Annotated in this window: 16 protein-coding genes and 4 pseudogenes; 9 read left to right on the top strand and 11 right to left on the bottom strand. The window is 60.6% G+C overall.

Annotated features, from left to right (window positions below; translation table 11 throughout):
* Window positions 1-2,121 (bottom strand): hypothetical protein, encoded by a 2,121-nt coding sequence (locus tag J0F76_RS04725; RefSeq protein WP_207466289.1) that lies wholly within the window; start codon window positions 2,119-2,121, stop codon window positions 1-3.
* A gap of 523 nt (window positions 2,122-2,644) precedes the next feature.
* Window positions 2,645-3,097 (bottom strand): metallophosphoesterase family protein, encoded by a 453-nt coding sequence (locus tag J0F76_RS04720; protein ID WP_242689987.1) that lies wholly within the window; start codon window positions 3,095-3,097, stop codon window positions 2,645-2,647.
* A 198-nt stretch (window positions 3,098-3,295) separates the two neighbouring features.
* On the opposite strand from J0F76_RS04720, the gene J0F76_RS04715 reads away from it, so the two are divergent.
* The 6 genes from J0F76_RS04715 (at window position 3,296) to J0F76_RS04690 (ending at window position 9,104) form a co-directional block, all read left to right on the top strand.
* On the top strand, window positions 3,296-3,553 hold the full coding sequence (locus J0F76_RS04715; RefSeq protein ID WP_207466287.1) for an addiction module antitoxin: 258 nt from the start codon (window positions 3,296-3,298) through the stop codon (window positions 3,551-3,553).
* Between the two features lie 4 nt (window positions 3,554-3,557).
* Window positions 3,558-3,875, top strand: coding sequence for a type II toxin-antitoxin system RelE/ParE family toxin (locus tag J0F76_RS04710; protein ID WP_207466285.1), 318 nt, complete (start codon window positions 3,558-3,560; stop codon window positions 3,873-3,875).
* A 558-nt stretch (window positions 3,876-4,433) separates the two neighbouring features.
* On the top strand, window positions 4,434-5,642 hold the full coding sequence (gene repA, locus J0F76_RS04705; RefSeq protein WP_207466411.1) for a plasmid partitioning protein RepA: 1,209 nt from the start codon (window positions 4,434-4,436) through the stop codon (window positions 5,640-5,642).
* Window positions 5,642-6,664, top strand: coding sequence for a plasmid partitioning protein RepB (repB, locus tag J0F76_RS04700; RefSeq protein WP_207466283.1), 1,023 nt, complete (start codon window positions 5,642-5,644; stop codon window positions 6,662-6,664). Before repA ends, repB begins: the two co-directional genes overlap by 1 nt.
* Window positions 6,665-6,958: 294 nt before the next feature.
* Entirely contained in the window at window positions 6,959-8,029 is a 1,071-nt protein-coding gene (gene repC, locus J0F76_RS04695) for a plasmid replication protein RepC (RefSeq protein WP_207466281.1), read from the top strand.
* Between the two features lie 607 nt (window positions 8,030-8,636).
* A complete protein-coding gene (locus tag J0F76_RS04690) occupies window positions 8,637-9,104 on the top strand; it encodes a ParB N-terminal domain-containing protein (protein WP_207466279.1) in 468 nt (155 codons plus the stop codon).
* Window positions 9,105-9,380: 276 nt separating this feature from the next.
* Here the strand turns inward: J0F76_RS04690 and J0F76_RS20850 are convergent.
* Window positions 9,381-10,159: pseudogene (locus tag J0F76_RS20850) on the bottom strand (recombinase family protein).
* A gap of 258 nt (window positions 10,160-10,417) precedes the next feature.
* On the opposite strand from J0F76_RS20850, the gene J0F76_RS04670 reads away from it, so the two are divergent.
* Window positions 10,418-11,566: a helix-turn-helix domain-containing protein gene (locus J0F76_RS04670; RefSeq protein ID WP_207466272.1), complete on the top strand. Its 1,149-nt coding sequence runs from the start codon at window positions 10,418-10,420 to the stop codon at window positions 11,564-11,566.
* Window positions 11,567-11,646: 80 nt separating this feature from the next.
* Here the strand turns inward: J0F76_RS04670 and J0F76_RS04665 are convergent.
* The 5 genes and pseudogenes from J0F76_RS04665 to bcoG form a co-directional block, all read right to left on the bottom strand.
* Window positions 11,647-11,974, bottom strand: a pseudogene (locus J0F76_RS04665) (transposase); the annotation flags it as partial.
* Between the two features lie 116 nt (window positions 11,975-12,090).
* Window positions 12,091-13,470, bottom strand: coding sequence for a BCCT family transporter (locus tag J0F76_RS04660; protein ID WP_207466270.1), 1,380 nt, complete (start codon window positions 13,468-13,470; stop codon window positions 12,091-12,093).
* Window positions 13,471-13,523: 53 nt separating this feature from the next.
* Window positions 13,524-14,210, bottom strand: coding sequence for an alpha/beta hydrolase fold domain-containing protein (locus tag J0F76_RS04655; protein ID WP_207466268.1), 687 nt, complete (start codon window positions 14,208-14,210; stop codon window positions 13,524-13,526).
* Window positions 14,211-14,409: 199 nt separating this feature from the next.
* Window positions 14,410-15,873, bottom strand: a complete 1,464-nt coding sequence (locus tag J0F76_RS04650) for a carnitine 3-dehydrogenase (protein ID WP_207466266.1) — start codon at window positions 15,871-15,873, stop codon at window positions 14,410-14,412.
* Window positions 15,870-16,796 (bottom strand): 3-dehydrocarnitine:acetyl-CoA trimethylamine transferase BcoG, encoded by a 927-nt coding sequence (gene bcoG / locus J0F76_RS04645; protein ID WP_207466264.1) that lies wholly within the window; start codon window positions 16,794-16,796, stop codon window positions 15,870-15,872. Before bcoG ends, J0F76_RS04650 begins: the two co-directional genes overlap by 4 nt.
* A gap of 133 nt (window positions 16,797-16,929) precedes the next feature.
* Here bcoG and J0F76_RS04640 point away from each other — a divergent pair, with 133 nt between their 5' ends.
* On the top strand, window positions 16,930-17,868 hold the full coding sequence (locus J0F76_RS04640) for a GlxA family transcriptional regulator (RefSeq protein WP_207466262.1): 939 nt from the start codon (window positions 16,930-16,932) through the stop codon (window positions 17,866-17,868).
* Window positions 17,869-18,274: 406 nt separating this feature from the next.
* Here J0F76_RS04640 and J0F76_RS04635 read toward each other — a convergent pair whose 3' ends face one another.
* Window positions 18,275-18,625 carry a transposase gene (locus J0F76_RS04635; RefSeq protein ID WP_207466260.1) on the bottom strand — a complete coding sequence of 117 codons (351 nt, stop codon included), beginning with the start codon at window positions 18,623-18,625 and terminating at the stop codon, window positions 18,275-18,277.
* A 15-nt stretch (window positions 18,626-18,640) separates the two neighbouring features.
* Window positions 18,641-19,132 (bottom strand): transposase, encoded by a 492-nt coding sequence (locus J0F76_RS04630; protein ID WP_207466257.1) that lies wholly within the window; start codon window positions 19,130-19,132, stop codon window positions 18,641-18,643.
* Here J0F76_RS04630 and J0F76_RS04625 point away from each other — a divergent pair.
* A pseudogene (locus J0F76_RS04625) lies at window positions 19,119-19,340 on the top strand (transposase); the annotation flags it as partial. The gene J0F76_RS04630 and the pseudogene J0F76_RS04625 overlap by 14 nt on opposite strands.
* Window positions 19,341-19,596: 256 nt before the next feature.
* Here the strand turns inward: J0F76_RS04625 and J0F76_RS04620 are convergent.
* Window positions 19,597-19,926: pseudogene (locus tag J0F76_RS04620) on the bottom strand (ATP-binding protein); the annotation flags it as partial.
* Between the last annotated feature and the right edge of the window lie 74 nt (window positions 19,927-20,000).

The following is a 20,000-nucleotide window of genomic DNA, read 5'->3' as shown; positions in this document are numbered from 1 at the left end:
TCACTCAGCTGCTACGTGAGACTTATCCTCCGCGTCGCTTGGCTCCACCTGAAACACCGTTTGACCATGTCGTTTCATGCCGGCAGCATCCAAGAGGGCACGATTATTTTCACGTGCTGTCCTCAGCACGTAGTCCCACGGCAAAGCATCAATTGTTACGCCCTCGAAGTCGCCTTTCAACGTAAGTTGCCTAGCAGCTCTATTGTGGATATAATCCCATGAAGCAATTTGCGTCTCAAAGCCACCCACAAAGTCAGCAACTATCGTGCAATGGAAACGGCAGTCACTTGAAACCTTAATAGGTCTACGGCCAACCCCTTCAATCTGTCCGCCCCGAATAGCTTTTACATATTTCTGGACCTGCAACTGAACGTTTTCTTCTGGTCCATAGCTCTTCCTACCAGGGTGCTTAAGTTCCACGATGAAAACCTTAGACTGCAGTTCGACATCATCGACCAGTTCATCGCCATTCTGACTGCTCACAGAACCAAGGCCAAAAAGGGTATCCCACAGAACCAAGTCAGGACGATCATCTTGCGTATTGTCCTTTACAAAGGTTCGCAACGACACATCCGATGTAAAGCCAGCCGTAAATGCTAGTCGCTCATCAAGAATCCACAAATCATGTGACGACGGCTCATTCTCAGTATGGCCTGCCCCCGAATACTGCATTGGAGCGAGGAGAGAGTGTAATGTTTTCTCCAGATGGTAAACATCTTCCTTACCATCACGCTCTCTGACGCGACGGATCAGAACATCCAAAAGATCAAGGACTACTCTTCTCCGAGCGGCATGGTGCGCCAAAGCGCTACGCTCATTCTCATGAATGCCAGCCGCTGCCGAACGGATCGCATCAGGAAAGTCCACCGGTAACTTGTCGCCAGTAACAACAGCGTTAACCAAATGCTGTAAGCGCTCCTCTCTTTTTCTTTCAGCACGCATGCGTGGTATCGCGAGCGCACTTGCAAAGCTTTCCGCACTGGTAGCACTAGTGGGAAGCGACGCGAAAATCTCACTGGCTTTCCCATAGCCAAAGATTGGCTGTTCCTCCAAAAACTTATCAAACGAAGCTCGGCGCTTAGCATCGAAAGCTTTGACCTGTTCTGCAATAAAGTCCTTACGCGCCATTTCAACGATGAGTTTTACCAGCGCAGCAATGTCTGTCTCAGGCATAGTAAATGCCGTGCGGCTCTCTGACGTGCGTTGGTCTAGATAATCACTCGACACAACCAAATGCATCGACAGATTATCGTTACCATTATCTGACAGAGATGTGATTCCAAGCAAGTCATCAATTTTTCTGGTTTCTACAGTGCGCCCATTTCCCAATAAATGCACATGGTGCTTACCCGGCAGTCCCCGACTTGTCTGCTTATCACAAAGATATCCAATAACATTCACGCGTGCTTTGCCATCCCAATCCAAGGTAGGAAGCGTTACAGGACCCTTCATTACCAGTTTTTGAATTTCCGAAGGATATTCGACGTCAAGCTCGACCCCGTGCTTGCCCTTACAAGTTAGATTAATATGCGTGCCCGCCCCGCTCAAAAAGTTTGCAATAAACTCTGAAACGAAATGCCCCTGCAATACACGAGCCTTTGGCGGATAATTATCCTTATAAGGCCCAAAGCTAACGCCGTGTAACCTGACGACGGTTCCCGTCTCATTCTGGGGCCAGCTTTCTACAGGATCAATATCTGTAATTTGATCCTGGTCCTTCAGCTCGAACTTAAATGCCCGAGTGGAAATTACATCGCCCTCAAGAAAACGACTTTCCACTTCCACGTGTGAAAACGCATCAAGCCAGAAAAGGCGACCCACACCCTTTCCGCCCTTTTTCTCTTTATAATCAGTATCTACAGTGCAAAATGCTTTAAATCTTTGTTGATCGAGTCCAATCCCATTGTCGCGCACGATCATTGAAAGCTGCTCGGTTCCCAGCCCCTGCACAACGATACTGACCCGACCCTCATAAGAGGTGCCAAGCGCTTCTGCTTGATCATCAATCGCCATGAATGCATTACTGACAGCCTCAAAAAATGGCTTCAGCGCTTGCGCTGCATTTCCTGGCTTGGGTAGCTTACGAATACGATTTCTTAAATTCTCTTGCAGCGTGGCCATAACAACCTCTTCGTATCCTGTGTATATGGCCGACATCACAGAGGTTGTCACCGGTTTTGTAATGGCAGCACGATCATCTTCAATGACATGAGGAGTAATGCACCGACTCCCAATTCGCCGTCCACGCCTTAGAAAATATCATAGCATATCAGAAACTTAACCGATATGGCTGTACCGGTCCAGCTTTCGCTGCAACACTCATGGACGGCTGCTATCTCAGATTGCTGCGGATGCTGTGCCGCACGGCCGAAGGTCGGGTCACCGCCTGGCGGGTAGTTCATGTCGCAAGTTTGTGAAAACTCCCGTGGTGCGGACGCGACCGGCCGGTTTGTCCGCGCGCAGTTGCCATCTCGGCCGAAATTCTGCAGGGCGTTTCGAATGTTAGGTTTCCGGGATGCGGTCGCGCAGCAAAGGCTGAGGCCGACCGGCAGCTTTGGGCCGACTGCGCTTGGATGAGGCACAAGGGCTAACGGCGTAGGGGGCCATGTCCGGGCGGAAGCAAGTCAGACAGGCAAGGGGTGGATCACGGCGCGGGGGCGGCCAGCCTCTTCCTAAAGGAAAGCCAGCGTGATCGGCAGGTGGAAGCGGCAGGGTTCAGCCAGAGGGTGGTGCCAGTTTCCTCGATGCCAGGCTTGTGGGAGTGGCCCGAGATCACGACGTTCCACCCCTCGGCTGCTGGATCGGCCCGCAAAGCCTTGTGGTCATGAATCATGTGGATCCGCAGGCCTCCGATCGTGAGGCTCACCGTTTCTTGCAGGGCCTCAGCCCAGAGACCGCGGTCGATGTTGCCGCGGACTGCCGTCACCGGGACGATGCGCGCCAGCCCGTCAAGATGGCCCGGATCGCCGATATCGCCCGCGTGCAAGCTGCGGTCGACGCCTTCGAGAGCCTCCAGCGCCTCGGGGCGGAGCAGACTATGGGTATCGGAGATGACGCCGATGCGCTCTCCAGGCGATGTCGGGCGGAGTGGTTGCATGAGGCAGCTCCTGTTGGTCATCGCACGTCGGTCGCGCATTTGGCGCCGGTTAACGGCACGGCTGCAGTCCTGCTCCGCGTCGTACAACCCGGATTATCTAGCCGTAGCCTTTAAGGGTGCGGCCCAGACCAAGACAGAGGTTGGTTTGTCTTCATTTTTGGTTATATTGAAGACGCTGATAGCGACAGGAGGCCAGTTGTGTCCCGCATGACAACGATGACCGTCAGCGTTGGAGGTGCCTTGAGCGACTTTGTAGCCGCGAACGTAGGCGAGGATGGGTCCTATGAGAACGTCAGCGAATACATCCGTGACCTGATCCGGCGCGACAAGGAGCGGGCTGAGCGCGAAGCGTTTGATCGGCTGAAGGCCGAACTGACCCGCGCCTTCGCAGCGCCCGAAGACAGCTACAAGCGACTGACAGCGACTGAGGTCATTGCTCGGAACCAGCGCGCTTGAGCCCATGACGATCCGGGTCCAAGAGGCAGCATCCCTCCGCATTGACGAGATCTATCTCTACACCTGTGACCGGTGGGGCGAAGCGCAGGCTGAGACCTACATCACCGGCCTATTTTCTGCGTTCCAGCAACTCGAAACGGGCGGTGTGATGTCGCGGCCCGTGCCGGCCGAGTTCGGGGTGGAGGGATGCTTTTTCCGCTACGAGCGTCATGTCGTATATTGGAAGCGGCTCGCCAATGGCGACATTGGCATTGTCACGATCTTGCATGAACGAATGCATCAGATCGACCGGTTCAAGGACGATTACCTTGGTGAGAAATAGTTATGAGGCTGAGACGACAGTCCAAGATCAGGATGACCAGGTCAGGCCGCATCCCGGCCCTTGCCGAGACCTCGCTCCAGGCTGCGACCGACCGACCCCGGCTTTTGCCCTGAGCCTAGACCCCTGCCCCTCCTTTGCGCCTGTGTGCTGCGCCGACTGTCTAGATCCGAGCCAAACTGCAGGGGCACAATAGGCGGGCCGCACGGATTCCATCTCGGGGCTTCGGGTGGCAATCGCTTGCGAGGGTAGCCAGGTTGACTAGCGGTGCGCAAACCCGGTCCTGGGGGTGTGTGCAATCCCCCGCCGGCAGCAGAATGCGAGTCAGTCACAGGCGTTTCCAGCAGACTGCCGAAGTCGTGCTAGGCCATGAGGTATAAAACCGTCCCCTCCTCGCCACACAGGAATGACAATCCACAATTTTCTTGCTGCACTCGTTCCTAAATGCAAATTTGGCATATGGAAGCCCCTGAAGATCTTGTATGGTCGGATGCAATTAGGTGCGTAAGCACCATACAAGTGACGAAAAGCCCAGGAAATTGGGTGGCAGACGAGGACAAGATGAACGATCTCAGCCTGCTCAGGCGCAGCTTCGATTCGGACCGTATCACGGAATTCGCCGAAAGCCTCGCCACGTCTTTGGACCGGCAGATGAAGAACGCCTTCCGGCCGGAGGAAAGAAAGGCCTTGCGGTTGTTCTCGGCCCGCGAGGTCTGCGAGCTGACGGGGATCTCCAATTCGAATCTCAACACCCGCCTGGCAGACGATCCTGATTTTCCCCAGCCAACCTTGGACAAGCGGGGCCATCGTTGGTTCAGCGCCGAGGCGATTGACCAGATCCGCGACCATATGTTCCGCACTGGCAAGAAGGACCTGACCTATCGGCCAGGCCGCCAGCCGGGCGATGCCATGCAAGTCATCAGCTTTGTAAATTTCAAGGGAGGGTCGGGCAAGACCACCTCGGCGGCGCATGTTGCCCAGAAGCTGGCCCTCGATGGCTACCGGGTCCTTGCCGTCGATCTGGACGCCCAAGCCAGCCTTACGACGCTTTTTGGCTATCGTCCGGAACTAGAGTTTCAGGAGAACGGCACGGTCTATGACTGCCTGCGCTACGACGAAGAGCAGGTGGGTATGGAGCACATCATCCTGAAGACCTATTTTCACAACTTGGATCTGGCGCCTGCCGGCTTGATTCTTGCCGAATACGAGACCAATACGGCTTATGCGCTGAGCCAACGGATCACGCCTAACTTCGCCGAGCGGCTGTCGATCCAGTTGGATCGTGTCCAGGACCGCTATGACGTGGTCATTATCGACTGCCCGCCACAGCTGGGCTTCACGACCCTCTCTGCGCTCGCGGCAAGCTCCGGGCTGATCGTCACGGTCGTACCTAGTATGTTGGACATCGCCTCCATGTCACAGTTCCTCAGCCTCGCGGGCGACCTGTTCCGCACCATCCAGACCCATACCAGCCGGTCGGAGCCGATCTCCTGGAACTTCGTGAAGTTCCTGCTGACCCGCTATGAGCCCTCGGATGGCCCGCAGACCCAGATGGCCGCCTATCTCCGGACCATTCTGCAGGACGAGGTGCTAACCAACCCGATGCTGAAGTCCACCGCGATCAGCGATGCGGGCATGACGCAGCAGACAGTTTTCGAGATCGATCCCGCAAAGCTGCTGCGCAAGACGCTCGACCGGGCAGTACAAAGCTGCACGGCAGTGACACATGAGGTCGAGGGTCTGATCCAGCGGTCCTGGGGGCGTGTCTGATGGGACGCAAGAACGTCTTCGAGGCAGCTCTCGACGCAGCCGCTCCGCCCATCAGCACTGTCGCGCTACGCAGGCAGGGGGCCCCTTCAATGGCCGCCCTCGGCAACACGCTGCGCGACATGTCCGCCAGCGGGATCCAAGAACTCGATCCCTGGGTGATCGACGAGTCGGGCATCCAGGACCGCATCGCACTGGAGGCGGCCGACATAGCCCGCCTCGCTGAGAGCATCTGCACCCATGGGCAGCAGGTGCCCATTTTGGTGCGGCCCCATCCAGACAGCATGAATCGGTTTATCATCGTCTATGGCCGCCGCCGTTTGGCTGCGGTGCGCAGTCTCGGCAACGGGATGCGTATCAAGGCGATCGTTCGCCATTTGGCCGAGGACGCGGCAATCATCGCACAGGGGCAGGAGAACAACCTCAGGGTCGATCCTTCCTATATCGAGAAGGCCCTCTTCGTCCGGGAGCTGCGGGAAGCTGGATACCAGAACCAAGTCATCCAGGATGCTCTGGGCCTTGACAGGACGGCTATCTCGAAGATGAACACCGTGGTGGACAATGTCCCGGTCGAGGTAATCCTCTTTATCGGCGCCGCGCCCGAAATTGGCCGCAGGCAATGGACCGAGCTAGCCTTCCTAGCGCGCGAGCATGGCATAGATCTTCTGTCCCTCGTTCCCGAAAAGAGCGACACGCCTTCTACTGGGTCAGAACGATTCGAGAACATCCTGTTGCAGGCCCAGAGACTAGCCGGTCTTGCCGACGCCCCGGTGGCACCTGTGCCCGGGCGCAAAGCCGCTGTGCCCGCGGTCACAGCGGTGAAAGACAGGGCGCTTGGTTCCGACATCCGCCGTTTCGATCTCGGCGGGCGACATCTCGGGACCATGAAAAAGACCGGCCGTAGCCTTTCGCTGAGCGTCTCGTTGAGACACCAGCCCCAGTTCGGACAGTGGTTTGAGGAGAACGCGGACGAGATCGTCCAGATGATCCACGATCATTGGTCGAAGAGCCGGGGAGAGGGCTGAACCCCCTTCCCTTTGATCAACACGAGCAAAACAGAAAGGAGCGCAACGGAGACCGGAAAAGGAAAGAGCCCCCCGAAGTCACCCTCGGAAGGCCCTGCTAGTTCTCGAGTTTTGCACCTTCATTACTAGCAGCCTCCATTGTGCCCGTCAACAACAACCGATTCGGTTGGCGGGAGAAGTTTGTCTGCGTTTCTGAGAAACCCCGGGCAGAGGCTGGTGACGCATGGGCTTACGGTCCCCCTGCGGAGCAGGATGACATTTCAACGAGCAATTTCGCGAGTTAGTGGCCTCGCGATGAGCCCAGCTACCCTCGCAGCTAGGGCCGACGAAACATGGGGCATCTTCCGGGTGCTTCGCGATGCGGCGCCTCGTCTCGGCATCAAGCCCAAAGTAGTGCAGACCTTGTCCGCGCTTCTCAGTTGCCTTAAGCCCGGCCGTGGGATGATTTGCTTCGCCTCGAATGCTGAATTGCAACGCCGACTTGCCGGAGTCAGCGACAAGACCATCCGCAGGCACCTGGCTGAACTGGCAGAGGCCGGGGTAATCCAGCGGCGCAGCAGCCCCAACGGGAAGCGATACAGCACCCGCGATCCGCAAAGCGGTGCCGTTGAAGCTTATGGGATCGACCTGTCGCCAATGATCAACAACCGCGAGCGGTGGTCCGATGCCCTTGCCTCATATGAGCGCGACAAGGCTCATATGAGGCACCTTAGAACCAAGATCCTCGCACGGCTTGCCTGGATCGATGACCGCGGGCACGATGGAATAGACACGAACGTCGCACGGAAAATGCTGCGTCGCACGTCCCTGACGCCTGCCCTTCTAGAAGACATCCTTGCCGAACTTGACAACAGAATCTCGGAGAAGGACGAGCGACACCCCCCCTACCCTTCCGATGCGCCGGAGACCAAAGAAAACTGGACCGATCCGATGACCGCCACTGCCGGTCAAAATGACCGACATCCTCTTAAGTCTTACACTGAAAACCATGAATCAGACTTGCGTAAGGAAGCTGAGGAACGAGATGAAGATTGTGCACAGGGTATGTTGGTGAAACTACAAATAGGTTGCCCAATCGCGATGGAGTTCGCACTGGAGCCAGTCACGACGTGGGACGCCGCAGATAACCACGCTCGCATGCTGGCGCCGATGATCGGCATCGACCACGCCCTCCTCACCAAAGCAAGGGAACGCCTCGGCGTCCGCGAAGCTGCCATCACTGTCCTGGCCATGGTGCAGCTACAGCCCCGGATCCGCAACATGCAGGCTTATTTCCGCAGCCTTGTTGTTGGAAAGCGGTCTGTTCGATTTGATCCCTTCACCTTGCTGGATCGTCTTGCGGCAGGCTCATCTGCGTCGTCCTGATGCATTTGATCCGACCTCAGATATTCTGGCGACGGTAGCCGCGCATAGCTAGTTTTTGCAGAGTCTGCGGAGGTTACCAATTCGGCGAACCACTGTGCCCGCGGGCACAAGGGGTTCCGAATAGGGTCAGTTTTTCTCAGTTGGAAATGGCGGGCTCCGTATCCACCATCTCCGCCTGGGACAGCAACCGCCCGGAGCTTTAGTCATCAAGTCTACCACAATGATACATCTGCTGCGACACCGCCCTGACGTACTAAACCTTGGGGCGCCCACCATAAATGCTCACACGACCCCTCATACGTGACCACGGCCACAGTGGCATGCCCAGATATTTAGGTCGCTATGCACCGCAACAGTTGAGCAGGCTAGTTCCAGCAGTGGCAATTGAGGCCTTTGTTGTGGATGTCATCGGCCACTGTGACCGCGGTCACAGTCGGTTGCAGTGTGGGCTGCCATTGAAGCCTACGTGTTCATCTGTTCGCGCAAAGGCACCGAAACCTTTCCAGCTTAAAAGCCTACGTACCAGGATAGACAAGATCATGCCACTGTGCCCGCGGGCACAGCGCTACGACCGCGCGACCGCAGCGGGATTTGAACGGCCGAATTGGTGCGGTCGATCCGCTATATCAGCCCGTCGAACCCGATCCGAGTGCAGCCGAGCAGGGATGGCCGCTACAAACTGATCCAGGCCTGGCGCCGCCTGACCGCCTATCACCAGCTTCTGACCGGCACGGTGGTGCGGAAAGGTTGGACAGCATTGACGCGGGACTTGCCGCGTGGGGTAATGCGCTCGAACAGTTCTATCGCCGCATTTTTGATAGACCCGCACACTGCCGAACACGATCCCGACACCGTTATGGCGATCCTATTCAAGCTCTCAGGCTATCAGAAGCGCCGCCATATCCGCACCTTCATCCGCATGGTCTACGCCCTTGGCGAGGCACTGAAGTATTCCAGGAAGTCCCCTCGGCCCATGCCTGGCTACTGCCATCGCGGCCGAACTGAAAGACTGGGACACGCGGTCTGTCTAGGACGAGTTGGACGTGCTGCGCCGATTTGCGGGGCAGGGGAGTGACACGCCGGAGAATACACCCGGCCCTGGGCGACGGCCACGCCAGGACGAGCTTCCAAATCCCGCGTCCCCAGAGCAGCGCCAAATGCAGCGCCGCCAAAGGTCGCTTGGAAATCGGCCGGCCGCGACGTTTCGGCTATCTGCCGCTGCAAGCTGGAAGCCGCCGTGGCTGCGCTTCTGGACCAGAGCGGCTCGGGCAGGGTCCTTTGCCCCTCACGCGCCGCCAACCAACCCCATCCTGTCGGCCCGTTGCAACAGCATCCTGACGGTGAAGGGATGCTACTTGCCAATGCCCCGAGGAGTCCGCTCACGCATGGCCTCCAGCGGGCTGGCGATGCCGGCGAGCGTCAGTTCGGGATCGCCCTGGCGCATCCCCGCGACAATGGCCAGCAGGCGATCGTCAGGCGTGCGGCGCGGCGGGCAATCCAGCACCACCTCAGGCAGCAGGCCGTCGCGGACATAACGATCGGCGGCGCGCTACAGCCGCTCGACAGACCAGGCCTGTCCGGTCCGGACGGTGATGAAGCGTGCCAGATCGCCCCAGGTCATGTCCGGGCGGTACCGGCGCACCAAGAGGAGCCAGGCCTCGACCGAGACCTCCAGCTTCCGGAAATAGCTCTCGTCACGGGTCAGCCGCAGCTTGCGGATGGCCTCGCGGTCGCCTGCCCGCAGGCCTGGATTGCCGCCGACCCGGCCTTGCGCGCGGGCCGAGCGCAAGCCTGCCTTGGTCCGCTCGCGGATCAGCGCACGCTCGAATTCGGCGACCGCGCCCATCACCTGCATCGAGAAACGGCCCTGCGGCGTGGCGGTGTCGATGGGATCGCCCAGGGACGGAGGAGCTGAACCAGAGAGTAGGCCAGCCCGTCAAGACGGACCACCACCAGCGTGTCGCCGGGTCGGATCGCGGCCAGGAGGCGCGTGAGGGCAGGGCGCGAGCGGTCGGCGCCTGAGGCGTGCTCCTCATGGATGATCATGCAGCCCTCCTGGCGCAGTTCCACCAACTGCGGGTAAAGGGTCTGCTCGCCGGTCGAGACGCGGGCATAGCCGATGAGCGGCATGGAAAGTTCCATTTTTCGCTGCCGCGTCGTATCTTACATATTCATAAAGCATGATAAAACGACCGTTTGTAAACGTGTGCAATGGGTATTTCTCTCGTCGTGCAGAGCACGAGAAGCCTTGTTTTTATGGGCTGAAGCTCACGAGAGGCGCTCCAACAGTCCCGAGAAGACGGCATGCTCGAACACCTCTATAGTAGAGAAAACGGAGAGATCTCAAATTCCTTCTCCAAGAGCGCAAAATAGTCCTATAATGCGCATATGAGAAAATTTAGCCATAGATCATGGGACGATGACGGGGTGCCTCTTGAAGACCTGGAGGCGTCCGAAGACGAGGATAACGCGGATCTCTGGTTTCTGCCCGGGGCGCTTGAGGACGAGCCGGTTTACCTGCCGCCCGGACCCGCGCCCGAGGCCAGGGAATCTGAAATCGTCGATGCCTGGCGCGCGGCCGAGGCCGGGCAGGCGGCGCAGCTCGCCCGTGTTGCTGCGCGCCTGGGGATCCTCGATGAACGCCTGCGCCGCGGCCCGGCTGGCTGGCGGCAACGGCTCGCCCTGATCGAAGCCGCGGATCTCAGCTGGTTGACGCAGGACCGGATTGGACTCGACCGGCTGTCACTCTACATGGCGCTGCGGGTGTCGACCGCAACGGATGATGCGCAGGCCATGTACCGGATCGGCTGGGCCGTGCGCCGACTGTCCGGCGGACCCGCGCTGCTGACGCTTCGGTCCGGAACGGACGACCTGGAGGCCTTCCTTGATCGGCGCGACCGGCCGGGGCAGGGAGAGCGTTTCGAACGGGCAAAGGCCTCTTCGCGCGTCGTCGAGATGGCAGAGCGCGAAGCATTCGATGACCGGGCCGCCGGATGGCTCGCGATGATGGATCAGGCCGAAGACCTCCACCCCGTGACACGGGCCTGCGTGGGCTTCCATCTCTGGCATATCGCGGAGCTGTCGCCGATCGATGATCCGCTGGAGGCCGCGGTGACAGCGGTGCGTGTCGCGATCGGCGATCTCGCGCCGTCAGGGAGCACGCCCGGCGCTTTCTTCGCACCGATCGCAATGGGCGGAGGAGGGGGCTTCCGCGCAACCGGGGACCCGCCGGCCCGGTTGGCGCGCTGGCTCAACGCGATGGAGAGCGCGACCTTCGCAGCCCTGCGCCGGCTCGAGGAGATCGAGGACTGGTCGGCTGCCGCGGAGCGAACGATGGCGCCACTTTCGGGCAAGACGCCACCGATGCTGCGGGGCCTCTTCACAAGCTGGCCTCTGGTCTCAGTCCAAATGGCCCAGAAACTGACAGGCACGCATCGGGCAACGGTTCAGCGCAACATCGACTGGATGGTCGAGCGTGGCCTCATCCGGGAGGTAACAGGGCAGGGACGATACCGGATGTGGCGGGCGGCGGCTTGAACATCACGGGAAAGTCGACGATCTTAGGGCCGGCTCCCCCGCCTTCGCAACGATGCGCAGCCTCGCCATGCGGTTCTATGGTATGGGATGGTCACGTCCAAGGTCTTCTGTCGCCGGGACAGGGTGCTGAAGGCCGGCACGGCCCATCCCGAGCCCGGACAGCTCCAATAGGCTCGCCACGAAACCAGTCGTTTGCCGGAGTGGCAGGCCGAGCAAGACCTTGATGGTAAGACAGGCCTGGATCGCCGCGTCGCTGTATGCCTGCTGGCGGCCGCGACGCCCGGAAGGCGCCGCTTCCCATTGCATCGAGGGATCGAACCAGACGGTCAGCGATCCGCGCTGCCTCAGCGCTTGATTGTAGCTATGCCAGTTGGTGGTCTTGTACGGGGTTTTCGCCGGTCTGCTCATGGCCGCCAGCTATCATGCAGGATTCGCGCAGTGAATCCCCCGCCCCATTTGCGCAACAAGGCCAGTTGTATAGGAAAAGGCCCCCGTGACGGGGGCCTTCGCTGACTCGATCATGGTCAGATTGAGCGAAGGGGGCCAGTTCGGCCCTGTCTTGCCAGCAGCACGAAGCCACCAGTCAGGGCGAAGACCCCGAATGCCACCGGAATTGCAGCTACCGAAATCAGCGACAAAATCACCTTGAAGATATCGCCATCCATCCGATTGATCACGACCGCCAGGCCCGCCATCATCAAGATCCAGAATGCGCGCGAATGGCGCACGGTCAGCATCTCGCAGACGAGACCCGCCGAATCCGCGCTGGTTACGAAGAACAGCAGGATGTTCAGCGTCAGGATCACCGACAGGACCCCGCTGTCGTCCAGCGTGGACATCAGGGCGAAGACATCTCCGGAACCGGTCGTCAGGGCGGCGATCCCCATGACCGTGAACCACAGGCACGAGAACAGGCTGGGGATCAGCATCACGCCGACGACCATCTCGCGCAGGGTCCGCCCCTTCGAGATCCGGGCGATGAAGACGCCGGTAAAGACGAACCAGCCGTACCAGGCCGCCTCGAAGGCATAGAGCCAGTCGGCCAGCCATGCCTTGCGTTCGGGATCGCCCAGGCCGATATCGGTGGCCATCGCGGGGTATCGCACGATATATTCCGGGACCAGACGCGCGAAGGTGCCCAAAATTTCCAGCGGTTGCGACAGCACGAAGACGCCCGTCATCAGGATCAGAGCCAACAGGGTGTTGTAGTTGCTGAGCCACTTGATGCCGCGCTTGATGCCCGTCGTGCTGGAGGCGATGGCGAAGGCCGACAGGACCAGGATGACGATCGCCGCGTCCAGATCCACGCCGGTATAGCGCGCGACGGCCTGCCTCAGCGGGTCGGCGGCATAGGAAAAGGTCAGCGACAGCCCGATCACGGTCGAGACGACAAGGCTGATCAGGTTGATGCGGCTGAGCACGCCGCCGCCCAGCAGTGTCTCGGCCGGCTTCCCGATGCCCATGTTGTGCATCGCATGAGCGAAGATTACGCCCACGGCCAGATATCCGGCCCAAGCCAGCAGGCCCCAATGGTTGAACGCATAGAGCAGCGCCTGATCGCGGCTGTTACCGGCATCGACGTGATAGTTCGGTTCGAGGACACCCCAAGTCAGCAGGCCGATCCCCATCCCGGTCGCGAACAGCATCCCGATCCAGCTGAGAGTCGAGAATTCGGGGGGACCCTCGCCGAAGCGCAATTTGCCGACCGGGGTGAACATTGCCACGGCGAAGAAGACCGATGCGAGGAATGCGGGCCAGGTGAAGATGAAGCCCATATTGCCGATGACAGATACCTTGATCGTCTCGAGCATGGACTGGAAGGTCTGGGGTGCGATGGCGGCCGCCCCGACAAGGGCTGCGACCGTCAGCACCGTCGCTATGCTGATGCCGAGATTATGCTTCAAATCGCTCTCCTTTGTTGCTGTGCGGGGTCCGTGCAGATGCCGGGCCCTTCTTGTCATCCGTCGATCGCCGCCTTCAGCGAGGCGCAGAATTCGTCCCAGGCGACCTTCATCGCGGGCAGGGCTTCGCGGGCGTGCAGACAGCCATGCAGCATGTTGGTCGCGCAGCGATAGCCGACGATGGCCCCAAGGGCGCGCCATTCGGCGACCGCATGTTCAAGGGGCAGGGTCAGCGGATCGCGCGAGACGCCCAGAACCTCGATCCGCGCGGACGGGCAGGGGGCGTCGGCCGGGGCATGGGGCTCGATGGCTGTCCAGGCCGACAGGACGTCCGCGCGCGACAGAAGCGGCGCATCGGGCCCGAGCGTTTCCGCCCTTGGCCGTCCCACGACCGGATAGATCAACCCCAGTGGCGGTGCGTCGACCATGTCCTGTGCGATGTCGATGACCAGTCGCCCTCCGGCGCTGTCGCCGACAATCGCCACCGGGTCCAGCGCGAAGATCGCGTCGCGGCAATCCATCATCGCATCGGCATAGCTTGCCTCAGGCAGAAGGCGATAGCCGACTGCCACCACCTCGCGGCCCAGCCCCTGCGCGAGCCCGGAGGCGACACCCTGATGACTGTCGAGCGATCCGATCGTGAAGCCTCCGCCATGCAGGTATACCACCGTGCCGGACTTACAGGATGACGGACGGTGATGGCGCAGCGGCACGCCGCCGACAGCGCTGTCGCGAATGGTCATGCCGCACGGGAGGGCCGGAGCGAAACGCGTACAGAGCACGTCGTAGCCGCGACGCATATCCTTCATGGGAAGACGCGCCATCGTGTCCAGACCGGATTGGAATTCGCGTTCGAACTGTTCAATGGCAATCATGCTGCATGGCCGTTTCGGATGACTTGGTGGGATGCGCCGCCACAGATCATGCAGCGGCGCAAGGTTGTCACGCGGGTTCCACCGCGGGTTTGCTGCGCTGGCCGACATGGCGACCGCTGCCTTCGGCAGGCAGGTCCGCATGCGCAGCGGCCAGCCGGGACAGCCGTTCGGCCACGATACCCTCGGGATTGCAGGTCGCGCGGGTCGTCAGGTCCATATGCAGCAGCATCACCTCGACCGTGGCGGCCAGCGTCCCGTCGCCGCGCACAAGGCGGTGGAACAGGTGCATCCGCTTGCCGGTGCCGTCGATCACCTGCGTGGTCGTGCGCAGACGGTCGCCCGCATGGACCTCGGCCAGATAGCGGGTATGCGTCTCGACCGTGAAGTAGCTGCAGCCCGAGGCGATGTAATCCGTATCCGCGCCGATCATCTCCATGAAGCGGTCGGTGGCATCGGATGCCGCGCGCAAGTACTCGGCATCGTTCATGTGGCCGTTGTAGTCGGCCCAGCTGGTCGGCACCTGCCTGTCGCCCGTGACCGGCAGGTCGCCCGGCAAATCGCCCGGCACGGGGGCGGGCAGGGTGGCCTCGTGCGCCGTGATCACGCCGCCGGCGCCAGTCTTCGTGCGACGCAGCGCGCGCAACATGCCCACGATGTTGTCGTCGCGCAGGCGTTCCAGTTCGCGGATCGACATGTGCCCGGATTGTGCGTCGGATTGCGACGCGATGAGGTCCACCAGTTCGTCGTTGAACTCGGGGACGTCCATCAGCTTGGTCCAGGGCCAGGACAGCGCCGGGCCGAACTGGGACATGAAATGCTTCATTCCCGCTTCGCCGCCCGCGATGCGATAGGTCTCGAACAGACCCATCTGTGCCCAACGGATGCCGAAGCCCATGCGGATGGCCTCATCGATCTCCTCGGTCGTGGCGATGCCGTCCTTGACCAGCCAGAGGCTCTCGCGCCAGACCGCCTCCAGCAGGCGATCGGCGATATGGGCTTCGATCTCCTTTCGCAGGGTCAGCGGATGGCAGCCCACATCGCGCAGTAGCTTGGACGCGCGGGTGCAGGTTTCGGCCTCACCCACCAGTTCGATAAGCGGCAGCAGATAGACCGGATTGAAGGGATGCGCGACGATGGCGCGGGCGCCTTCGGCGTTCAGTTCGGACGGCTTGAAGCCGGATGTCGAGGATCCGATGACAGCATGGGCGGGGGCCATCGCGCTTAGCCGGCCCAGTACCTTATGTTTCAGCGTCAGCGTTTCCGGCACGCTTTCCTGCACCCAATCGGCGTCGGCAACCGCGTCGGCCATGTCGTCATGCCAGCTCAGTCGTCCCTCGGGTGGCAGTGCTCGATCATAGAGCGCGGGCAGCGCGCGGCGGGCATTTGCCAGTACCTCGCCGATTTTGCGTTCGGCCTGCGGGTCGGGGTCGACTATCGCGACGTCCCAACCGTTCAGAAGGAACCGGGCGGCCCAACCGCCACCGATGACGCCGCCGCCGATGATGGCGGCCTTCTTTTTCATCCCGGTCATGCGGGCACCTTCGCGACGCGGGCCTGCTTGCGAAGGCCCAGCTTGCGGCGGACATCCTGGGGGCCGAGGATCTTTGCCCCCATGCTCGTGATCAGTGATACGGCGCGTTCGACAAGCTGCGCATTGGTGGCAAGGACGCCCTTGTCCAGGAACAGGTTGTCCTCGAGGCCCACGCGCACGTTCCCGCCTGCCAACACTGATTGCGCGACATAGGGCATCTGGTCGCGCCCCAGGCTGAAGGCCGACCAGGTCCAGTCGGCCGGCACGTTGTTCACCATCGCCATGAAGGTGTTCAGATCGTTCGGCGCGCCCCATGGCACGCCCATGCACAGTTGCACCAAAGCTGGAGATGCAAGCGTACCCTCGCGAACAAGCTCCTTGGCGAACCACAGGTGGCCCGTGTCGAAGGCCTCGATCTCGGGCTTGACGCCCAGCCCGGTCATCATGGCGCCCATGGCCCGCAGCATGCCGGGCGTGTTGGTCATGACGTAATCGGCCTCGGCGAAATTCATGGTCCCGCAATCCAGCGTGCAGATCTCGGGTAGGCATTCGGCTATATGGGCCATCCGCTCGGTCGCACCGATCATGTCGGTGGCGTCCGCTTTGACGGGGAAGGGGGCCTCGGACGAACCGAAGACGATGTCTCCACCCATGCCAGCCGTCAGGTTCAGCACGACATCGGTATCGGCCGCGCGGATGCGGTCGGTCACCTCGCGATAGAGCGCCAGGTCGCGCGAGGGTGCGCCGGTTTCGGGATCGCGGACATGGCAGTGGACCACGGCGGCACCCGCCCTTGCTGCCTCGATCGCGCTTTCGGCGATCTGGCGGGGCGAACGTGGCACATGGGGGCTGCGGTCCTGCGTGCCACCGGATCCGGTCACGGCACAGGTGATGAAGACCTCGCGGTTTATGCTCAGGGGCAAGGTTTCCTCCTTTTGGGTATGTCAGGTTTCCCCCGGTCGTCCGATGCCGGGAGCATGGGGCGATCATATGGGTTCACGTTACGCATTTGTTGTTCAATAATGCCATTTTATTGTCACAAATGGCCCCGTTTCCATGCCTCGCTATGCCGTTCTGCTGTTCGACGGTTTTTCGAACTTCGTCCTGTCCTCGTTGATTGAGCCGCTGCGCGCGGTTCACGATCACGGCTATCCCGAGCTTTCATGGTGCACCGTCACCGCCGATGACGGCCCCGTGCGCAGTTCCAGCGGCTTGCGGGTCCTGCCCGACATGCCGCTGGCCGAACTAGGGGCGCCGGACGCACTACTTGTTGTGGCGGGATACGGGTTTCGCGAGCATTCCACGGGTCGCATCTCGTCGCTGTTGCGGCGCGTTTCACGACGGGGGGCACGTCTGATCGGCGCCGATTGCGGCTCTTGGTTGATCGCGCGAGCAGGGCTGTTGCAGGGTCACACGGCGACGCTTCATTGGAGCGTGCTTGCCGATTTCGCCGAGGCTTTCCCCGAGGTGACGGTCAGCCATCAGCGATACGTCCTGGACGGTCCGGTCTGGAGCAGCGGCGGCGCGGCATCGTCGTTGGACATGATGCTGGCCCTGGTCGGGCGGACGTTCGGCACCGCGGCTGCTTTCGCCGCGACCTCGATGTTCCTGCATGACGCCGTGCGCAAGCAGGCTGGGTCGCGGATGGGGCTGGGGATTGGCAGTCGCGGATCGCAGAAGCTGCAGGAAGCCATCCGCATGATGGTCGAGCAGGTCGAGACGCCCATGCCACTTTCTGACCTTGCCGCCACGATCGGTACGTCGCTGCGAAGCCTGAACCGGATGTTCAAATCCGAGATCGGTATGGGGCCGGGGCGCTATGCCCAGATGCTGCGCCTGACGCGGGCGCGGGAACTGGCCACGGCCACCGAGCTGCCGCTGCGAGAGATCGCGTTACGCTGCGGATATTCGGATGCTGCCGCCCTGGAAAAGGCCTTCACCCGGACCTACGGTCAACCGTTGCGCCGCTGGATCGGACGGCGCCCGACATCCTGAACAGGGTTCTTGCATGGGTGCAGTCCTCGTTGCTGCCGCTCACAAGGGCAAGTGGCGTCGTGGTCCGGTGAGCTCTTTCGGGCCAAGCGTGACGGCTGCGCTTGGACCGTTCAGTGTGAACGCTGTCTATCACTTCCCAGACAGACCAGACCCAGTGACGGTGGCCTGCTTCACAAACGGTGTTGACGAAGGAGTAGCAGAGTTCGCCACTGCAGAACTTGCGCGGAAAGCCTGAAGCGCGTCGGTTAGGAGGACAATAACCCCTTGCCAGAAACTACGCGCCCAAAACGGTCGATTTAGGTGAAAAACTCGACTTACTACATGTTGTGTTTGGGGTGGTTAAACCGTTTTAACCCGCTGTAATAGCGGTCAAAGCTATGGGTTTTGTCGGTCTGGTCTTTGGCGCTTAGCAGGGGACCATTTTGGCCATACGTTTTAGGTTCTGGGCGGAGGCGGCGAGGAGGAATTCTTCGGTGGCCCCTTTCAGCCCTCGGAGCCGGAGGCGTTTGAGGCCGAGGTGCCGTTTCAGGTGGGCAAACAGCATCTCGACCTTTTTGCGACGTCGTCGGCTGGTGTCGAAGGCTGCCTTGCTGACCAGATCGCGCGCGGCCTGACGGGCGTCTTCGTCCATGTGGCGCGTCACGGTGCGGAATGGGGCGTCGGTGCAGGCTTTGCGGATCGGGCAGGTGCCGCAGGTGGGCTTGCCGGAATAGTAGCTTTTGATCCGGTCTTTTTCCCTGATCCGGCGCAGCGGCATTTCATGACCTTCGAGTCAGGTGTAGCTGTCGCGCTCGGCGTCGTACTGAAAGTACCCGATATCGTATTTGCCGCCCGTCTGGTGGTGGCGGTCGAGCACCGGCACATGCGGCGTGATCTTGCGCCGCCAGAGCCATGCCAGGAACTGGCCGGTGCCGTACGAACCATCCGCCGCGATCCGGTCAGGACGGAAATCGTGCCGGTCGGCACTGCGGTCCAGCATCGCTTTGGCGGCGGTGATTTCTCGGCTCAGGCGCGCAGGCGTAGCCTCTACATCGACGATAATCCCATGATCGGTGTCGATCAGGTAATTGGTTTCATAGCTGAAGCGGCCGGGGCCATCCTTGACCGACCAGGCGGCCTCGGGATCGGTTTCCGAGATGTATTTAGGCGGTTTCGACGGGGCTTCATCGACAAGCGTCGCTAGATAGGAGAGTGTCCGGTCTTCTGTGTATCGCTGAATCGGTCCATGCTTCCTGAAAGGAGCACTGACGATGACAATTTCCAACGAACTGCTGGACGAGTTGCTGAAAGGCTGCAAGCGGCCTGAGGATCTGCTTGGCGATGCCGGGCTGATGAAAGAGCTGAAGGTCCGGCTGATGGAACGAATGCTGGGAGCCGAACTGACGGCGCATCTGGGCTATGGTGCCGGCGCGGAGCCCCCGCCCGAACAGGCCAACCGCCGGAACGGAGTTGCCACGAACCGTGTGAAAGGTATCCGTCCGGTTTCCCCGCTCTGACGGGGAGATGGAGTGCCTGCTAGATGTCCACCATCGATAGATGGGATGGTTGCCGCCCTCCCCAGACGGCATCGCAATGTGCCAAGATGTTGGCCTGTAGGCTGTCAATCAGCATCCAATCGTGACCCCTTATCGGCGTCCAATATTGACCCCTCCGGTGCTGAGCTGGCCCGGCGCTGCGTAGTCCCCATGTAACGCAGCGGCGGCGGGCCAGCGGGGTCGCCTTTTCGGTTTACGCCCGGTTCTTGAAGCGCCAGCTTTCGTTGCCGGTTTCGACGATTTCGCAGTGATGCGTCAGACGGTCGAGGAGCGCGGTGGTCATTTTCGCGTCGCCGAAGACGGTTGGCCATTCGCCAAACGCCAGGTTGGTTGTCACGATGATCGAGGTTCGCTCGTAGAGCTTGCTGATCAGGTGGAACAGGAGCTGGCCGCCGGTCTGGGCGAACGGAAGATAGCCGAGTTCGTCGAGGATCAGGAAGTCGAGACGGGAGATCAGGTCTGCGGTTCGCCCCTGACGTTCGGCCCGGGCTTCGGCGTCGAGCTTGTTGACTAGGCTCCAGACCCATTGATTTCAGGCGTTTGACGTGATTCAGGCCCCGCAAGGAGACCTGATTGATGAGCAACCTTTTCTGGCTG

The organism is Paracoccus fontiphilus (genome assembly GCF_017356265.1).
Classification (GTDB): Bacteria; Pseudomonadota; Alphaproteobacteria; order Rhodobacterales; family Rhodobacteraceae; genus Paracoccus; species Paracoccus fontiphilus.
This window is presented reverse-complemented; position numbering and strand designations above follow the sequence as displayed.

Coding starts and splice junctions, on each gene's coding strand:
- J0F76_RS04635 (WP_207466260.1), bottom strand. CDS start 18,625: ATGCCGCTGCGCCGGATCAGGGAAAAAGACCGGATCAAAAGCTACTAT.
- J0F76_RS04640 (WP_207466262.1), top strand. CDS start 16,930: ATGCCTCGCTATGCCGTTCTGCTGTTCGACGGTTTTTCGAACTTCGTC.
- J0F76_RS04670 (WP_207466272.1), top strand. CDS start 10,418: ATGAGAAAATTTAGCCATAGATCATGGGACGATGACGGGGTGCCTCTT.
- J0F76_RS04650 (WP_207466266.1), bottom strand. CDS start 15,873: ATGACCGGGATGAAAAAGAAGGCCGCCATCATCGGCGGCGGCGTCATC.
- J0F76_RS04655 (WP_207466268.1), bottom strand. CDS start 14,210: ATGACCATTCGCGACAGCGCTGTCGGCGGCGTGCCGCTGCGCCATCAC.
- repB (WP_207466283.1), top strand. CDS start 5,642: ATGGGACGCAAGAACGTCTTCGAGGCAGCTCTCGACGCAGCCGCTCCG.
- repC (WP_207466281.1), top strand. CDS start 6,959: ATGAGCCCAGCTACCCTCGCAGCTAGGGCCGACGAAACATGGGGCATC.
- J0F76_RS04725 (WP_207466289.1), bottom strand. CDS start 2,121: ATGGCCACGCTGCAAGAGAATTTAAGAAATCGTATTCGTAAGCTACCC.
- J0F76_RS04710 (WP_207466285.1), top strand. CDS start 3,558: ATGACGATCCGGGTCCAAGAGGCAGCATCCCTCCGCATTGACGAGATC.
- J0F76_RS04720 (WP_242689987.1), bottom strand. CDS start 3,097: ATGCAACCACTCCGCCCGACATCGCCTGGAGAGCGCATCGGCGTCATC.
- repA (WP_207466411.1), top strand. CDS start 4,434: ATGAACGATCTCAGCCTGCTCAGGCGCAGCTTCGATTCGGACCGTATC.